The 18,023-nt window shown below is 51.4% G+C and carries 15 protein-coding genes; 4 read left to right on the forward strand and 11 right to left on the reverse strand.

Translation table 11 applies throughout. The features are described from left to right. Nucleotides 1-4: 4 nt before the first annotated feature. Both GIW82_RS07615 and kynA read right to left on the reverse strand, forming a co-directional pair. On the reverse strand, nucleotides 5-730 hold the full coding sequence (locus GIW82_RS07615) for a glycerophosphodiester phosphodiesterase (protein WP_154749243.1): 726 nt from the start codon (nucleotides 728-730) through the stop codon (nucleotides 5-7). Nucleotides 731-741: 11 nt separating this feature from the next. After that, nucleotides 742-1,596 carry a tryptophan 2,3-dioxygenase gene (kynA, locus tag GIW82_RS07620; protein ID WP_154749244.1) on the reverse strand — a complete coding sequence of 285 codons (855 nt, stop codon included), beginning with the start codon at nucleotides 1,594-1,596 and terminating at the stop codon, nucleotides 742-744. 139 nt (nucleotides 1,597-1,735) lie between these two features. Between kynA and GIW82_RS07625 the strand changes: the two genes are divergently transcribed. After that, the gene (locus GIW82_RS07625; RefSeq protein WP_195913981.1) at nucleotides 1,736-2,242 is read left to right on the forward strand and encodes a YusW family protein; all 507 of its coding nucleotides are present in this window, start codon (nucleotides 1,736-1,738) and stop codon (nucleotides 2,240-2,242) included. 40 nt (nucleotides 2,243-2,282) lie between these two features. On the opposite strand, the gene GIW82_RS07630 is transcribed toward GIW82_RS07625, so the two are convergent. The 3 genes from GIW82_RS07630 to GIW82_RS07640 all read right to left on the reverse strand — a co-directional run bounded on the left by GIW82_RS07630 (nucleotide 2,283) and on the right by GIW82_RS07640 (nucleotide 6,696). Beyond that, nucleotides 2,283-3,023, reverse strand: coding sequence for a GNAT family N-acetyltransferase (locus GIW82_RS07630; RefSeq protein ID WP_154749246.1), 741 nt, complete (start codon nucleotides 3,021-3,023; stop codon nucleotides 2,283-2,285). 129 nt (nucleotides 3,024-3,152) lie between these two features. Beyond that, nucleotides 3,153-4,976 (reverse strand): ABC transporter ATP-binding protein, encoded by a 1,824-nt coding sequence (locus GIW82_RS07635; protein WP_154749653.1) that lies wholly within the window; start codon nucleotides 4,974-4,976, stop codon nucleotides 3,153-3,155. Further along, nucleotides 4,969-6,696 carry an ABC transporter ATP-binding protein gene (locus tag GIW82_RS07640; RefSeq protein ID WP_154749247.1) on the reverse strand — a complete coding sequence of 576 codons (1,728 nt, stop codon included), beginning with the start codon at nucleotides 6,694-6,696 and terminating at the stop codon, nucleotides 4,969-4,971. The genes GIW82_RS07635 and GIW82_RS07640 overlap by 8 nt, the downstream gene beginning before the upstream one ends. Before the next feature lie 208 nt (nucleotides 6,697-6,904). Between GIW82_RS07640 and GIW82_RS07645 the strand changes: the two genes are divergently transcribed. Next, complete coding sequence (locus tag GIW82_RS07645; RefSeq protein ID WP_154749248.1) at nucleotides 6,905-8,911, forward strand: bifunctional diguanylate cyclase/phosphodiesterase; 2,007 nt, start codon at nucleotides 6,905-6,907, stop codon at nucleotides 8,909-8,911. Nucleotides 8,912-8,933: 22 nt separating this feature from the next. On the opposite strand, the gene GIW82_RS07650 is transcribed toward GIW82_RS07645, so the two are convergent. The 6 genes from GIW82_RS07650 to GIW82_RS07675 all read right to left on the reverse strand — a co-directional run bounded on the left by GIW82_RS07650 (nucleotide 8,934) and on the right by GIW82_RS07675 (nucleotide 16,913). Beyond that, a complete protein-coding gene (locus GIW82_RS07650; protein ID WP_154749249.1) occupies nucleotides 8,934-9,401 on the reverse strand; it encodes a threonine/serine exporter family protein in 468 nt (155 codons plus the stop codon). Between the two features lie 12 nt (nucleotides 9,402-9,413). Further along, nucleotides 9,414-10,169, reverse strand: a complete 756-nt coding sequence (locus GIW82_RS07655; protein WP_154749250.1) for a threonine/serine exporter family protein — start codon at nucleotides 10,167-10,169, stop codon at nucleotides 9,414-9,416. 352 nt (nucleotides 10,170-10,521) lie between these two features. Continuing rightward, nucleotides 10,522-10,668: a hypothetical protein gene (locus GIW82_RS07660; RefSeq protein WP_195913982.1), complete on the reverse strand. Its 147-nt coding sequence runs from the start codon at nucleotides 10,666-10,668 to the stop codon at nucleotides 10,522-10,524. Nucleotides 10,669-11,082: 414 nt separating this feature from the next. Beyond that, on the reverse strand, nucleotides 11,083-12,222 hold the full coding sequence (locus GIW82_RS07665; RefSeq protein WP_154749252.1) for a zinc-dependent alcohol dehydrogenase: 1,140 nt from the start codon (nucleotides 12,220-12,222) through the stop codon (nucleotides 11,083-11,085). Between the two features lie 1,309 nt (nucleotides 12,223-13,531). Further along, complete coding sequence (locus GIW82_RS07670) at nucleotides 13,532-15,667, reverse strand: beta-propeller domain-containing protein (protein WP_370456133.1); 2,136 nt, start codon at nucleotides 15,665-15,667, stop codon at nucleotides 13,532-13,534. Between the two features lie 61 nt (nucleotides 15,668-15,728). Further along, nucleotides 15,729-16,913, reverse strand: coding sequence for an alanyl-tRNA editing protein (locus GIW82_RS07675; RefSeq protein WP_154749253.1), 1,185 nt, complete (start codon nucleotides 16,911-16,913; stop codon nucleotides 15,729-15,731). Between the two features lie 169 nt (nucleotides 16,914-17,082). Here GIW82_RS07675 and GIW82_RS07680 point away from each other — a divergent pair, with 169 nt between their 5' ends. Together GIW82_RS07680 and GIW82_RS14705 are read left to right on the forward strand one after the other, a co-directional pair. Then, nucleotides 17,083-17,880, forward strand: coding sequence for a MerR family transcriptional regulator (locus GIW82_RS07680; RefSeq protein ID WP_230309240.1), 798 nt, complete (start codon nucleotides 17,083-17,085; stop codon nucleotides 17,878-17,880). Next, complete coding sequence (locus tag GIW82_RS14705) at nucleotides 17,873-18,019, forward strand: hypothetical protein (protein ID WP_230309241.1); 147 nt, start codon at nucleotides 17,873-17,875, stop codon at nucleotides 18,017-18,019. The genes GIW82_RS07680 and GIW82_RS14705 overlap by 8 nt, the downstream gene beginning before the upstream one ends. The last annotated feature ends 4 nt before the right edge of the window (nucleotides 18,020-18,023 follow it).

The following is an 18,023-nucleotide window of genomic DNA, read 5'->3' on the forward strand; positions in this document are numbered from 1 at the left end:
TTTTTCACTCCGCTTGTTCCGCGAGCAGTGCCTGCATCTTCTCCGGATAGTCCGTGAAGATCCCGTGGACGCCTACCTGCTTCAATCCATCAAGATACTGCCCATCGTTGACCGTATAGACGTAGACGACCGAACCTTTCCGCATCGCTTCGGAAGTCATGCTCCGGAATGCGGCCGGCAAGGATACATGCAAACGTGTCGTACCGACGCCTCTCCCGTAATCATACGCATTCACCAATACTTGCGACGTCAGGAGCGCTGACGTCAAACTCGTGTTGCGCGTCGCCCAGGCGATGTCTTCATGGTTGAACGACGACAAGATGACGCGTTCCGACAGCTCCGCCTGTGCCACCAGCCGGATGACTTCCTCAAGCAGCCCATCGTATGGAAAGACATCCGTTTTCAGCTCGATGTTCAAGGTGTGGTGCGTGTCACGGAATACGTCCAGCACTTCCGCGAGCGTCGGGATTTCCGTCCCTGCCCATTCCTCGGAAAACCAAGAACCTGCATCAAGCGTTTTCAGCTCCGCAAGCGTGTGGTCTTTGACAAAGCCTTTTCCGGTCGTCGTGCGGTGCAGCTTTTCATCGTGGATGACCACGGCTTCCCCGTCTTTCGTCAAATGGACATCGAACTCGACTCCGTCCACAGCCAGTTCAGCAGCTGCGCGGAAAGCCGGCAATGTATTCTCTGGATATTTCCCCGAATAGCCACGGTGCGCAAATAATTTCATCGCGATTCCTCCTATAATTCCGTCCGGAGCTGCCACAGTTCCGGGAAGAATGAATGTTCAAGCACTTTCCTCAAATAATGGACGCCGGAAGAACCGCCTGTCCCTTGCTTGAAGCCAATGATGCGCTCCACCGTTTTCATATGGCGAAAACGCCATTGCTGGAAAGAGTCTTCGATGTCGACAAGCTTCTCCGCCAGCTGATACAGCTCCCAGTGCGTATCGACGTCGCGGTAGACCGTTTTCCACGCTTCCTTCACACTGTCTTCCACATCGTAAGGTTCTGTCACATCCCTCGCAAGAACCTCTTCGTCGATCGCCAAGCCGCTTCTTGCTAGCTTACGGATCGCAGCGTCGTACAAGCCAGGCTGCCGGAATTGTTGCTCAAGTTCGGCGTGGAGCACCTGATCTTTTTCGTAAATCTTCAGGACGTGCTTCGTTTTGTAGCCAAGTGCGAATTCGATCATCCGGTATTGGTACGACTGGAAGCCGCTCGCGTTGCCGAGGTCTTCGCGGAATTCACTGTACTCTGCAGGCGTCATCGTCGCAAGGACGTCCCACGCCTGGATGATCTGGCTTTGGATGCGGGAAACCCGCGCCAGCTGTTTGAATGCTGGCTGCAAGTCATCTCCGTCGATGTTGCGGATGGCCGCACGGAGTTCGTGCAGAATCAGCTTCATCCATAGCTCCGAAACTTGGTGGATGATGATGAACAATGTTTCATCGTGATGGGTGCTGACGCCTTCCTGTGCATCGAGAAGACGATCCAGATGCAAATACTCTCCATACGTCATACTTTCTTTGAAGTTCGTGCGGATACCGGTTTCCCCGTCTGCCGCCAATTGTCGTTTGCTCGTTGAATGATCCATGTCGTTGCTCCTATCACTCTCTGCTTGCGCTCTGCTCAACTCGATTTCCAATACATGCGTTCGATGTGGATTAAAAAAATGAGATAAGGGAATAACGTTATTAAATAGCATCAATATTTTCGAAAGGATGATTTTCATAATGGCTAATAAAAAATTGACCTTATTCAGTTCGCTCGTACTTTCCTCTTCACTCGTTCTGGCTGCTTGCGGTGATGACGAGCAAGTGACGCAACCTGTGACGGATTCCCCGGAAACGACTGAGACATCACCCGACAGCAGTCCTGGCGGCGGTACGACCGATGAATTCGATGATGGTGAACTATACGGCTTCAAGGAATTGAGCATCGATGTCGATTATCCCGACCAAGACGACGCGTATGACATTTCCTATGAAGAAGAACGCGGTGCAGTCGAAGCCGAGTATGAAAACAAATACACCGGCGACAACTTGACAGGCGATGACGCCTATGACCAAATGCAAGAAGCGCTTGGGAACTTGGAATTGTCCGCTGGCATGAACAGTGACGAAGCGATCACACAAGTGACCGAAGCATTCGGCATGGAAGAAGGCTTCTCCTCGATCGAAGTCGACGTGACGTATGCCGACGGTACAGAAGAAGAATACAAACAAAGCGGTTCGAACTGATCAGCCGCTCCCCCGACCACTTGCCTGAAGCAAGTGGTTTTTACGTTCGGTCCCAATAAGTCAAAGACGACACCGGGGAGAATCCGACTTTCTCGAAAAGCGCTGTCCCTTCCTCGTCCGAGTCACTGTCCAGCAACACACGTTCTTTCCCGCGCCGTCCCGCTTCGTTCCGGCTCCAGCCGAGGATCAATGCGGTGGCGTCATCAGTTGAAGCCTCGATACCGGAAACCCACAGCTCGCCCCGCTCTTCTTCCATGAACAACGAACCGAGCAAGGCGCCGTCCATGCGGAGTTCCCACAGCCCTTCTTCCCCGCCTTCGTTCCACTCAGAACCTTTCGGCAAGGCGCCTGCCTCGGATGCTGGTGCACAATAGACAATTTCGGTGAAGCCCGGCTCGTATCCCAGCCCTTCCAAGAACGATGCAGCTGCTTTATCTTCTTTCTTGAAGGCAGCCATGGCATCGTCTGCGCCTCGCTGCTCGAAGCCGTGATGGATACCGTCCGCGAGTGCGCTGCCGATTGCGAGCCTGCGGTAATCAGGATGTACGAATACTGTCCACTCGAACGTCCCGATTCCTGAGATATCCATCGCCGATGCCACCCCAAGCAGTTCCCCTTCTTCAGTCTGTGCGAGCACTGCGAAGCCGTTCGTCTCAGCGCTTGTCCACGCCTCTGTCCGTAGCAACTCACTGAAGCCGTCCTGTTGTCCCACCAGCTGAGAGAGTTTCTCCGCCAGTCCTGCTTCCACCGGGAATGAATCGATCGATAACGAAATGTTCATCTGTCATTCTCCTTTTTTCTTTTATCGTAACATACCCCGTTTCTGCATGGTGTCGTGTTCCGTGCAGCTCCATGAAAAAAAACTGTGGGAAATGATGTCATTTCCCACAGCTTTCGAAGTTCAACGTTCTTATAGTTTAGCGTCTTTCAGCATATTCGCGTACAGTCCGCCTCGTTCGATTAACTCTTTTTGTGTACCGGACTCGATGATTTCGCCCATTTCCATGACAAAGACCATGTCCGCTTTCTTCACCGTATTGAGTCGGTGCGCGATGACGAAGCTTGTTCGTCCGACCATCAGACGATCGAGCGCTTCTTGGATCTTCAATTCCGTCACGGTATCGATCGAGCTCGTCGCTTCATCGAGCAGAAGAATCGCTGGATCCGCGATGAGTGCGCGGGCGATAGACAGCAGCTGTTTCTGGCCTTGGCTGATCATCGAACCATCGCCTTCAAGGACGGTATCGTACCCATAAGGCAGTTTCTCGATAAAGGCGTGGGCGTTCGCTTTCTTCGCCGCTTCCATAATTTCTTCATCCGTCGCATCAAGCTTTCCGTACCGAATGTTTTCTTTGACCGATGTCTCAAATAAGAACGGATCTTGCAATACGAATGCAATCTGACTGCGCAGCGTCTTCCGCGGCATTTCATGAATCGGTGTGCCGTCGATCAAGATGACTCCTTCATTGGCATCATAAAAACGTGCGAGCAATTGCATGACCGTCGTCTTCCCGGCGCCAGTCGCACCAAGCAGCGCGACCGTCTGTCCGATTTCGACATCGAAGGAGACGTTGCGGATCGTCCAGCCTTCTTCAGCCGTCTCATACTTGAATGATACGTCATCGAACTGGACACGACCTTCGATGACTTTGTCCGCATTTTGCTCGACAAAGTCTTTTTCGACCGGTTCGTCCATGATGCTGAAGACGCGCTCCGCACCTGCAATGGCCGATAGGACCGTGTTGAACTGGTTCGCCAAGTCATTGAGTGGACGCGTGAACTGACGGGAGTACTCGGTGAAGATGACGATGACACCGATCGACACTTGGCCGTTCAGCGCCAGGACGCCCCCGACACCTGCGACGATGGCGAAGCTTCCGTTGTTCAGGAAGTTCATCACTTTCGGAATGAAGCCGGAATATGTCTGCGCCCAAAAACCAGTGTGCCGCAGCCGTTCACTTTTTTCAAGGAAGTCTTCCATGACTCGTGGCTCTTGCGAGAATGCTTTGACAATCCGCTGGCCGGAGATGGTTTCTTCGATGAGACCGTTCAAGTCGCCGACCGCTGCTTGCTGCTCCTTGAACAGCTTGCCTGTGCGGCGGGTGATCCATGTCATCGCGACGTACATTGCCGGAATGATGATGAGTGTAAGCAGCGTCAAGATCGGACTGAGCGTCACCATGACGATGGCCGTCCCGATCAAGATGAGCAGACTCGAGAACACTTGGATGAACGAACTGTTGAGCGTCGCCGAGACGTTCTCGATATCGTTCGTCATGCGGCTCATCAATTCACCGTGCTGTCGTTTATCGAAAAACGTGACGGGCAAGCTCTGGAATTGCTGGAACAGCCCTGTGCGCATACGGTAAATGACTTGCTGCGAGATGCCGATCATCCAGTAGTGCTGTAAGTAAAGCGATATGGAATATAGGATGTAGACGCCGACCAGTGCAAAGATGATCGTCCCCATCCCGTCGAATGTGCCGGGCACGAGGAATTCATCAACGATATAACCAATCAAATACGGCCCGAGTAGCGCCATTGCTGATGATACAAGGACCAAGAGTAGTACGGTGATCAACAGGAAGCGATGCTCATCGACCAGCTTCCAAATACGGGCGAGCGTCGATTTCCAATTGCGGGCACGATCGCTCTTTTTCTTATCTGTCTTCTTTAAATCCTCTTTCCGGATGACCGGTTCATAGCCGAAAGGTCGGCGGATCGCATTAAACATATTCATCCACTTCCTCTTCTTGCTGCGATTCGGCAATTTTTCGGTAGAGAACGGATGTCTCCAACAATTCTTCATGCGTTCCGTACGCAGACACTTCCCCATCTTCCAATAGCAAGATGGCATCGGCTTTCATCGCCGTACGGATTTTCTGTGTGACCATTAGCATCGTTGTCTGCTCACGGTCCAACTCATCCCACAGCTTCGCTTCCGTTCGGACATCAAGCGCACTTGTGCTGTCGTCTAAGATCAGGATCGATGGCTTGCGGACAAGCGCACGCGCAATCGATAGGCGCTGTTTCTGCCCGCCTGATAAGTTGACGCCTTTTTGGCCGACCCGTGTAAAATAGCCTTTCGGGAAATGTTCGACGGTTGTATGGATCTGGGCTTTTTCGGCGGCGGCAGTCAACTCCTGCTGATGCGCTTCCTCCTTGCCCCACGACAAATTATCCGAAATGGTCCCGGTGAACAGCAATGATTGCTGCGGAACGATTCCGATCGTCTTGCGCAGGACAGGCAGCGACCAGTCGCGCACATCACGGCCGTGGATCGATACCGTGCCTCCCGTCGCATCGTAAAAGCGCGGGATCAGCTGCAGCATGGATGACTTCCCTGCCCCGGTCGCTCCCATGATGGCGAGCTTCTTCTGCGGGTCGACGCGGAATGACACCCCGTCGAGAACCGTACGCGTCGTGCCTGGATAGACGAACGAAACGTTGTCGAAGACGACTTCCCCGCGACGCACTTCTGTCGTAGCACCTGCCGTCTGCTTCTCCCGGTCGTCTTCCGCAAGCAGGACTTCCTCGATCCGTTCCGAAGAAGCTTTCGCACGTGCGAAGACCATGATGATGAAGGAGAACATCGAGAACGAGCCCGTCATCCGCATCGCGTAGTTGATGATCGCCACCAACTCCCCGATCTGCGCGTCACCGTTCTGGATGCCGAAAGCCCCGAACCAAAGCACTGCCAGGAGCGATGCGTTCATCCCGAACAACAGGACCGGCAAGACGATTTCCATGATGCGGTATGCTTTGACCGTGTCGCTGCGAAGCGAACCCGCCACGTCTTCGAAACGGTTCGCTTCATATTTGCCGCGCATATACGCTTTGATCAAGCGTACCGCCTGCAAGTTTTCCTGGATCTTCCGGTTCACGACATCGAGGCGCCGCTGAACGTGTGCGAAGTGCTTCACACCCTTCAGCACCATGAAATAGAGGAAAGCCAGAAGGAACGGGAAGACGATGACGAGGTAGATCGCCAGTTCCGCATTGACGACGAACGCCATGATGATGCTTCCGATGACCGCGAGCGGTGCACGCAGCATAATCCGTAAACTCATGAACAATACGTTCTGGACAAGCGTGACATCGCTCGTCAGACGCGTGATTAGTGCCGACGCCGGAAACTTATTGAATGTCGCAAGCGAGAAGGACTGGATGCGGCCGTACAGCTTCGAGCGCAGATCAAACGAGAAGCTCTGCGCGATATGCGAAGCAAAATAGGAATTCCCGATTCCTCCGATGAATGCGACAAGCGATAGCCCAAGTAAAATCAAGCCGAGACGCACGATGGCATCCATGTCTCCTGCAATAATTCCATCATCGATGATCTGTGCGATGATAAGAGGCTGTATCAGTTCTACTGCTAATTCCATCAGCATTAACGTCAAAGCGATAACAATTAAAAATTTATAAGGTTTTGCATAGGAAAAAACAGTTTTCAATTTGAAAATCCTCCTGAACATTTCGATACTCGAATCTTTTCTTTGTTGATTATTATGCCATATCTTCGACAAGACGGATAGGGATATTCTGAAAAAGCCCAAAATTGAAGCAAAACAACACTTCATCTATAAGAAAATTTGGGAAAAGGATGACTGCTGATACTTTTATCATTATAATATGATTAAAATCTGATAAGGGGAGTCATCAATGAGCGGACTAGTTAAACATCTTTCTGACCACCTTATTTTTCACCAGACACCTTTCCCCATCCTCGCACTGGATGAACACGGAGTGGTTGTATGGTGCAATGAGCAAGCGAACCGTTACTTAACGAGAAGAACTGAATCGTTGATTGACTCGATTTACGGTGGATTCAATCCTGAACAGCTGAAGGCTTCCGATTATTCATGGGAAGCGATTTTCGCTAATGACAAACTTCACCGTTTTGAAGAAATGGAAATCGATCTGAAGGATGGTATCCGGTTGCCGGTCACCGTCGTCGCGAAATCGTTCGAATTCGAAGGCACGCGCTATGCGCTATGCATCTTCGAAATCGACAGCAACGGCGAACCTGAAGCGGCGAGCATCGAGCTGGAGCAATTGCGCAGCGGGCTTGACGCGACGTTCATGCTGTCTTATTACGACGAGAACTTCACTATTACATATGCGAATTCCTTATTCCTATCCCGCAGCCAATGGACGCCGAAACGCGTACTCGGCAAGGCGTTCCATCAAATGTTCGGAAGTACGAGTGCCGACGTCGATCAAGTCAACCGGATCGTCAACGTATTGAAAGAAGGCACGGTCTGGAGCGGCGACATCGAGAAGTCGACGAAAAACGGCGAGAGCTACTGGGTCGAACTCGTCGCCATCCCGATGCAGCTGCCGGGCAATGAAAAATATTACATCTGTATCGAAAAAGATGTGACCGATCGCAAAGAAGCACAGCGCTCACTCGAAGAAATCGCCTTCATCGATCCCGCGACCGGACTCGCCAATCGCCATAGCCTTGAGCAGTCCGTGAAGGAAACGATCGCCAGCGGCCAGCATTTTTCATTCGTCTACATCGACATCGACCGCTTTTACACGTTGCGTGACGTCTCGAACAGTGAGACGGAGCAGAAGTTGCTCCAAGAATTGACGGTCAGGTTGAAAACGTATTTCCCCGATACCGTCATCACCCGTGCCGGCTTGCACGAGTTCGCCTTAATCACGCCGCTTAGTAGTTGGTTCATCGAAGGCTTCAGCGATTACTTGAAGCAGCATCCGATCTACATTGAAGGGTCCGCCATCCCGCTCACCGTCAGTGGAGCGATTACGCGTTTCCCTGAAGACCAGCAAACATTCACGCACTTGATGAAAGCGTCCGTTGCCACGATCAAACAGATCCGTGAGCGCGGCGGCAATGCCATCTCCGGCCTCTCCGCTGAAGCACATGAAGAACTGAACCGCAAAACATTGATCGAAGAACGGCTAACCGGTGCGCTGGAACGTAACGATTTGAACGTCCTGTATCAGCCGATCGTCAACTTGAAATCCGGAGATCTCGAGCGGGTGGAAGCACTCGTTCGCTGGGAGGATGAAGTCGCCGGGAGTATTATGCCGGCCGAGCTGATTCCGATTGCGGAAGAAACCGGATTGATCCATGAAATCGGTCAATTCGTGCTAAAGACCGTCTGTAAGCAACTAGCGGATTGGAACAGCCGCGGCCTTGACATCGACATCAGCATCAATACGTCGATCCGGGAATTCCGTGGCAAGAACATGGTCGACCTCCTGATGCAGCAATGTAAGGCTGCAGGATGCAACCCAAGCTCACTGACCATCGAAATCAATGAAAAGTTCGCGTTCGAAGCGGAAGCGGAACAAGATATCGTCCATCAGATGAAGCTGCTGCAGCAGCAAGGCGTCCGGTTCGCGCTCGATGATTTCGGCACAGGCTATGCCTCGTTCCGTTATTTGCTGTTGCTGCCGATCACATCGATCAAAATCGACGCGTCGATCATCCAGCCGCTCGCTCACCAGGAAAAAATGCAGAAAATGGTCAACGGTCTCATCCATTTCGGCAAGTCTCTCGATTTCCAAGTGACCGCTGAAGGAGTAGAGACCGACGAACAGTTACAGTTATTGACCGCAATGGATTGCAATACGATCCAAGGCTTCTTGTCCGGCCGCCCGATGAAGGCTGCGGACTTGGAAAATTGGATCCAATAAAAAAATCGGTTTGTCACGGAATTCATTCCTGTGACAGACCGATTTTTTTCTGCAGTCGTTTTGCTTGCTGCTTAAAGAACAATTGCATCAATACTTCCGCAAACACGAGACCCATCGCGATTGCACCGGAGATCATCAACGCCTCGGATGCGAACGCAATCGCCTCGAGAAAGTCGCTCTCGACGATGTTGCGCATCGCATTGTACGCTTTACTTCCCGGAACGAGCGGGATGATACCGGCGACACTGAAGACGATCATCGGCATCTTAAAGCGTTTCGCCAACAAGTGTGCCAGTAGCGCCACGATGAAGGCACCGACGAATGTCGCCTGGATCGAATCTCCGACGAACATAAAATACAGACGGTACGTCAGCCATCCGCTCATGCCGACAAACCCACAGCTGGCTAAGGTTTTCGTCGGAATATTGAACATGATGCCGAATGCACCAGCTGCCACGAAACTAAGAATTGCCTCGACCGGCCAATTCATACGAACCCCTCCTTAAAATGCCAATACAACGGCGATGCCGGCGCCGATCGCAAACGCGGTCAGAAATGCTTCTGCACCATTCGACAGCCCACTCATGAAATGCCCTGCCATCAGGTCCCGGACTGCATTCGTGATCAATAGCCCTGGGACGAGCGGAATGACGGAACCGATGATGATCGTATCGAGTTCAGTCCCCCACGCAAAATGGACTGCTGCCATTGAGAGTGCACCGATGACGACCGAAGCCGCAAATTCCGAGAAGAATTTGACGCGTGTCTTTTCGATGAAAATCTCGACGAGGTAAAAGCCGATGCCACCGATCAAGAGCGCGAATAGCACATCCGCCCATCTCCCGCCGAGCAACAGGAAAAACGAGCCACTCGCTGCAGATGCCGCCAGCACTTGCGCCCACATCGGGAACAAATAGTCATTCTGGTCAATTTCCGTCATCATGTCATAAGCCTCACGTAACGTGAATTCCCCCGAGACGAGCTTCCGTGATACGGCATTGACCTTGGCGACACGTGCCAAGTTGGTTCTGCGGTCTTTGACACGGACAAATCGTGTAGGCAATTCATTACTCGGTGAAAACATGATGCCGCTTGGTGTGACGAAGCAGTGCGAGTCCGTCATGTTCTGCGAAGCGGCCATGCGGATCATCGTATCTTCCACCCGATAGGTTTCCGCGCCGCTTTCCATCATTACTTTTCCTGCCAACAAAAAACAATCGAGAGCAAGCTCTCGCCGTGGTTCTGTAATCTCGGCCATTGCCGCTCCCTCCTTTTGCTCCCATCTTAACGCATTTTGGTACTCAGGGACAATTGTGTGCTAGAGAAGTAGCTTTATTGAAATCTGCTGAACTGCTAATTTCTTGCTGGGATTGACTACTTTGGAGACCAGCTGACCTGCATTCCAGAGTTTCGCACGCTGGAGGAGCAGTGAAGACGTTGATCGAATTAAATTCGGTCAATGTCTTTGCGACGAAGCTAGCGTAGCAATGCAGGAGCATCTCTTTATCCTCGAGCCTCTTCCATTCCGGATCAGCTCGTTCAAGAGTAGGAGAGACATAGGATTTAGGAGATTTGGATGAACCGAGCATGGCCGCCTTCGTCACTCTCGATTAGAAAGCGTCGGATAATTCGGGGGGAGTTGAAGTGGCATTCCGATTCTTGATTTTGTCGCGACCGATATCGCGTTTCGTCAGGTCGATATCGCCTTTTGCGCGATTGATATCGCGTTTCGCTTGATTCTTATCGTGTTTCGTCATTTTCACGATGAACTAGATCCTAAATACGAACCTCTTCAATAATGGACAATTCATTTCACCTTTTCACTCACCACCATGAGAATTACAAGGGGCCTACGCAGTCAGCCCCACCACCATATATGTGACTTCGAAAGGAGAAAGAAGCACTGCTGGTCAATCACTCCCACTTCACCAACTACACGCAGCGGAGGGGCTGGCTTGGACTGGGCGCAGGGTATGACAAGCGTTCCTCAGCTTGGCTTCTTCCGAAAGCCCTGTCCGAAGCCCCGAAGCGAATTCCGATGCGACACCCTGTCCGAATCCCTGCAGCGAATACTCATGAAACACCCGTCTTGCCCTTGTACCACCAACACAAAAAGAGAGCAAGCGATGCCAGCTCTCCTCCATTCGAAAAGTCAAAATGAATGGACCCTTTTACGGCTTCAAAATGACTTTCGTGCAATCGTCTGTATGGTCGTTGAAGATTTGATACGCTTCGCTTGCTTTTTCCATCGGCATGATGTGGGAAATGATATCACGCGGATCGTACAGTCCGTCTTCCACTTGCTTGAACAACTTCGGCATGAGGTGATGCACCGGTGCCTGACCCATTTTCAAAGTGACGTTCCGTTCGAACAGGTTGCCGAGCGGGAACATATTATATGTCATTCCGTACACGCCGGTCAGCTGGATATGGCCGAACTTCGATACAGCGTCTTTGGCAATCTTGATAGCGCTAAGCGTCCCGCCTTGCAGGAACATCTTTTGCTGTGCCGCTTCAGCCACTGATTTCTTTCCGTCCATTCCGACACAATCGATGACGACGCGCGCACCGCCTTGCGTCAAGTCATGAATAAAGGCTCCTGTATCGTCATGCATAGAGAAGTCGATGATCTCCACGCCATTCATCTTCTTCGCCAATTCCATCCGGTATGGAATTTCATCGACCGCAATAACCCGCTCTGCTCCGGCAAGCCACGCATATTTCATCGTCATCAGGCCGATCGGACCGCAGCCGAGTACGACGACGGTATCGCCCGGCTTAACGCCTGCATTTTCGACACTCCAATATGCTGTCGGCAAAACATCCGACAGGAACAGTACTTGCTCATCTTCCAATCCGGACGACTCCGGAATGATGAAAGGACTGAAGTTCCCATAAGGCACACGCAGATACTCCGCCTGTCCCCCCATATAATTCCCGTAGCGTTCCGTATAGCCGAAATAACTGCCTGTGTCGAAGTGCGGGTTGCCGTTCGAATTGTCGCACTGACTTTCCATGTCATGCGTGCAATAGAAACAATCACCGCAGCTGACATTGAATGGCAAGACGATGCGGTCCCCTTTCTTCACTTTCGTTACATCCGGTCCCACTTCTTCGACAATTCCCATCGGCTCGTGCCCGATGACATAGTCCTTCGTTGTCGGCATGGCCCCTTTGTAAATATGCAAATCTGAACCGCAAATAGCGGTCGAAGTGATTTTCACGATGATATCATCCCGTTTTTCGATTTCCGGATCCTTGACATTCTTCACCTGGATATCCTTCGCCCCTTGAAACGTAACTGCTTTCATCAATTCATCCCTCCGAATAGTTAGAATATTCTTGTCGTTCCCTTTTTTTGTCTAAAGGAAACGTATTGGAGGATTTGAGTTATGAGAAAAAATCGGGCTGGCCTATATTTCAGAGATCGCGAGTTGGAGGAGTGTCTTTCATTGGGGATTTGCTGACCTGCATTCCAGAGTTTCGCACGCTAGAGGAGCAGCGCCGAGCCTCCTCGGTTGCTGGCGCAACCTGCGGGGTCTCGTCACTACTCTGATTCTCCAGCGTGCTCACTCTTCCATTCCGGCTCAGCTCGTTTGATAACGGTGGAAGGGGGAGTTTAGGTAAGTGGGACGATTCTCGCGTAATTTGCCTTCTTCGCACTGTATTAGAAGGTGTCAGGTATTTGTGAGTGATTTCAGATTTCATGCTGATTCTGGATTTAGTCGCGACTCAGATTTTCACTCTTGAAAATACGCGAGCAGAAGAATAAATGTCGTACCTCAAGTTGGCATGAGTGGTGCGTTCCCATTTGTCCGATTCCGTCACTTAACGGTAAAAATTCCTCTTATCTGAAAGCAATGAGCAAAATGAGCGCTGATAAGGGTAAAAAATACCTTTATTGGCTCCGCAGATGGAAAATCGAACGACTTTCCATTGTATAAAGGTAAAAATTCCTGTTATTGAAGCTGGAAATGCCACACTTTGCGGAATAGGGGTAAAAACTACTCCTATTTTTGTACCCCTGGCGAAAAAGAGATCTCTCATGCGTCGCCTGACCGCACCATTCCATTCGCCAAATCAGAACCACGGCGACCTACGCAGTGAGCCGCCCAGATATTTACCTCGACATCAACAGTAGAAAGAAATGAAAATTGCATCTTACCACCATTTCTCCCACACCCCCAGCGAAGAAGATGGTTTGGACTGGGCGGAGGGTATGACAAGCTTCCTGTGCTCCCATAGCGCTTTACGCTACGGTCGCAGAGACGCATTCCAAATTACATTTGGTCTGCGTCTAGCTTGGCTTCTTCCGGGAGCCCTGTCCGAAGCGACGGAGCGGGAACATTGGCCGGAGGAAATCCGGTCGATGTTTCTGCGACGAAGCAGCGAAGCGATGCAGGAGCACTGTTTGTCCACGCGACACCCGCTCTTTCTTTTCCACTCTACAAGTCAGAACCCAGGCAGCCTACACAGTCAGCTGCCAAACAAGTATGAAACACCATAATTAGAATGTAACGCTCGCAATCACTACACCACCATTTCTCCAACAACACCAAGCGAAGTAGCTGGCTTGGACATGGCGAAGCGACGCAGCGGATTTCTACACGACACCCTATCTCACCTCTCCCCCAACCGCACTCGCTCGACTGGCTCAAAATCGCCCAGCGTGTAGCTGCTGATTTCGCCATTGGCCACTGCATACAAATAGTCGCCGCTGTACACAAGCCGTTGAATGGTCATCTCCCAATCCTCATACTGACCTCCCGAATCCTCCACTAAATTCGCTGCAAGTTCGATGCCGTCCCTTGTAATGGAATACAACATCGCCCCTTGCCCGCCGAAGTCGACGTAGTTACTGCTCGCTTCTTCATACAGGATGACCGGGAAGCCGAACAGATTCTTTTCCTGATGCACAAGCAGTGCACGGTGATCATCGTGAAGCGGTGAGTATGTGCCTCTGCCGCCGATAATTTCGATGTCTTTTTCACGCGGGTTGTGGAAATCGCTGACATCGAATAAGGAAATCTTCATCCCACCCGTCAAGACACGCGGTGCACCGCCGTCTTTATTCGGCTCGAGCTTCGTATCAAAGCCAAAACCGATCAAATGATCCTTATCAAGCGGATGCAAGTAGTTGGAGAAGCCCGGGATCTTCAATTCGCCCAGGACAACTGGTTCCGTCGGTTTAGACACATCGATGACAAACAGTGGATCCGTTTCACGGAACGTCACCATGTATGCCATGCCTTCCATGAAACGAGCAGAATAGATGCGCTCTCCCGGTGCCAAGTCCTCGACTGAACCGACTTGTGCCATCAAGTCGTCCAAGACAAACAAGTGGTTTTTGGATGGTTTTTCATCCCAGACAGAACCTTCTGTCGTCACGACGCGGAAATATCCGCCGTATTCGTCCATCGAGAATTGGTTAAGTAAGTGTCCTTCCACCCGGCCGGAAGCGATAAAGTCGACAGCCGCTCCGTTCAAGCCAAACTTGAAGATTTCGGTATCGACTTGCTGGGGCATCCACATTTCCATTTCTGCTGCTCCGTCTCCCTGTTCCGCTGACTCATAGATAGGCGCCGTCAAATAGAGATTTTGTTTGTTCATATAGAGTTGCTCGCTGCTGCCGAGAAATCCTTCCGTGACGACTTCATTCGCATCCGGATCGGAAAGATCGAGAGCCGTGATGAGCGTGTAGCTGCTTTCAAGCGCTCCAGGCAAAATCGTAATTCGGTCATAGGACAAGCGCTCTTCTTGCTCTTCACGGTTCGAGTCATAATTGCTCGGACGCAATTCGGCATCTTCAAATTCTTCGAAGCGCCACATCTCCGCATAGACGTTCGTCACCATATAGAGGACATTGCCCGTCAGCCGTGCACTGTTCATGTAGCCGTCCGTCCCGATTTCGCGCTGAAGTATAGGCGCCGCCGGATCGCTGATATCATAGAGGAACGCTGACGATACGTCAGTGGTGAAGACATCATCCTTTGCGATTGCCATCTTGTAGCGACTGCCGAGGACGATCAGCGTATCTCCCGATAAAAACAGCCGTGACGGGTAAAACTCGCTGTCGAATGACAGCTCCGCAGCGTTCTTCATTTTCGCAGGCTCACTGATATCCGTGATCATCACTTCCTCATCACTGATGGAGTAAATGAAGTTGCCATCTGTTTTGACGAGGTCCGCTTCATCTACGCCTTCCACTTGCTGGTTGGTCATTGAATGATCGCTTCCCCCGCCAATACTTGCCCCGTCGCTCGAACTCTCGCTTGCCGCCTCATCCGTTGCGTTGTCGGTTGCACCATAGCCGCTTTCTTCACTTTCATAGAAAGCCGCTACTTGACCGAAGTAAGTACGCAGATTCTTTTCCGAGCCGACTGCCGTCAATTCCTCCTGGACCGAAAATGGGAACCGATTCGATTCGAGCGTTTTCCAGCGGACGCCTTTGAATGCATCTTTTTGAATGTGCAAGACGTACTCGCCGATTGCGAGCTTCTCCACCTCGATCGTCCGGCCATTCGGATAAAGTTCGATTTCTGCATCGACCTTGTTTCCTTCCCGATCGGCGATATACACTTGCTCCTTCTCGATGGCCCCTTCATGCAGCCCCGTCGAAAAACTCGCGCGCCATCCTTGCTCCGCCAGTACAACTGACGATGCATGGACGGAAACACGGTCGATCATCGCACCGAATGCCAATGCAATCCCAATCATGAAAATTGCTGCGCCGAACCAAACTCTTTTCTTCTTCACTTATCTTCACACCCTTCTCTCTCAGCCATTTAAAGAGTAGACCGGGCATTCCTGAAATTAGTTACACTTGTTCCGCTGTTTTTCTGAAAATTTCTTCCGCTTCTTTGAAAAATGCTTCTACATCGACCATTTCTCCAGCACCTTGTGCGAATTCAGCGCTGCCGCCCCCTTTTCCGTTTGTCGCTTCCAACAGGGCGTTCAGTACTTTTCGCATATCACCCGCCGCTTCCGTTCCTTTTCCTACTGCAAACCGGACACGCCCATTTTCGGTAGTGAGGAACAGCAAGTAGTTCCCGGGCATTCTCGCAGCTGCCAGCTTCGCCAACTGTTGCACTTCCTTGAAGGGACGTTCGCTGAATTGCTTGAAGACGAATGGTCCGTCCGACTGGAACGACGAGGCTTCCAGTTCGAGCATGATTTTGCGTAGCTGCACCATCTCTTTCGCCGTCTCCGTCTTATCTTCGAGTAACGTTGCCGCAGCTTCCGCCAGTTGAGGGACCGGTGCATTCAGCAGACGCGTCAACTCTGAAGAGACTTGCTGCAGAAGCTCGAACTGCCGCTCCGCCCGTTCACCGCACAGAAAATAAAGCCGGGTCCCGCCTTTTGCCGATTCGGTCCCGACGATTTTCAAGACACCAATGCCGGCAGTCGTCGAAGGGTGCGTTCCACCACACGGATTGACGTCCACCCCTTCGATTGTTACGAGACGGATGTCGCCCGTCACTTGCGGAGCTTTTCGTAAGTTTCGTATCGCCGCCTCTTCTTCCTTCACCCATTCGATGGTGATCGGCAGCGCTTGGCGGATCAAGTCATTGGCTTTTTGCTCAGCAGCCAAAAGTGTGGCTTCCGAAATCTTGGCGACGTCGAGGTCGATCGACGCACGCGCTTCGCCTAAATGAAAACTGACCGTCTTCGCACCGAACCCATCTTCCAGCACCGCACTCAATAAATGCTGGCCGGCATGCTGCTGCATATGGTCGCGTCTTCTCGCCCAGTCGATGGCGGCAAGCGCTTCTTCTGCCACCTCTGCCGTAACGTAATGGCGGATTTCCCCGTCGACTGTCTGGACATCCGTGACCGCCACTTCTCCGATCGTCCCTGTATCCGCAGGCTGTCCGCCCCCTTCCGGATAAAAGTTGGTCCGGTCGAGTACGACGTATTGTCCTCTATCGTCTTTGCCTTGTTCTATTACGCGCACGCGTGCTTCCGTTAATTCCGCTTGTCCATCATATAATTTCTCTGTCATGTCCTGCCTTCTTTCCATTGGTTGATTTTTCCTCATTGTACCGGCATTTCCTACAGGAATCCAACACATCTTCCCTCATCGTCACTCTCTCCGATCGCTTTTTTTCATCAAAAGCAGCTTCCGCTCTTGACACTCCCGCTTCGTCATGGTGTATTAGGAGAAAGAGGTGATGTTTATGTACAAAGTACAGGAAGTAGCAAAGATCGCAGGCGTCAGTGTTCGTACGTTACACCATTACGACAGCATCGGCTTGTTGAAACCATCCTCCATCGGCAGTAATCGGTATCGCTATTATAATGATGAGGATTTAAAGTCGCTGCAGCAGATCCTATTCTTGAAAGAGCTTGGCTTCTCGCTGAAGAAAATCCAGGAAGCCATGACCGGCGGCTGGGACGCGGTCAAAGCACTTGATATCAACGCAGCGTTGTTGAAAGAGAAGAAAGAGCGCATCGAGCAATTAATCCAGCATACGCAATTGACGAAGCAAGAGCTGAACGGCGAAATTGAATTGTCGAATGAACAGAGATTCTCAGCGTTTATCGGCAACAAGGAATTACCGGATGTCTCCATTTACGAAACAGGTCTGCCAGCTGAAGCAGCTGCAGAAGTCGCTCCAGAGCCAGCAGTTACCCCTGAACTGGAAGTGGAAACAGCGCCCGCTCCTGCCCCGGTGAAAGAAGAAGAGGACTTGGAAGAAATTAACCGTGAAGCAGACAGGATCTATAATGCTGTCGCTTCGTTGATGCACTTGCCACCAGATGCAGCAGAAGTTCAAAGTGAAATGAAGGCGTATTACACGCTGCTCGACCGTTTTTACGCATGTTCACCGGCGATGTTCAAAGGCCTTGCCGACTTGTACGCAGGCGACCCGCGCCATGGCAGCAACATCGAGCGCTACCGGACGGGACTCGCAGCTTACTTGAAGAAAGCGATGTACGTCTATGCCGAAAGCCGCCAACATGCGTGAGCTGATCGGTACATGCAAGGATTGCGGCAAGGAAGTCTATTGTGAAAACGGCTTTTTGAACGGCACGCATGAAGATGGAGAGCTGCTTTGCTTTTCATGCGCTGAAGAGCGGAACACCGACAACACCAATCAAAAATAAGAGG

This window comes from Planomicrobium sp. YIM 101495 (assembly GCF_009707665.1).
GTDB lineage: Bacteria > Bacillota > Bacilli > Bacillales_A > Planococcaceae > Planococcus.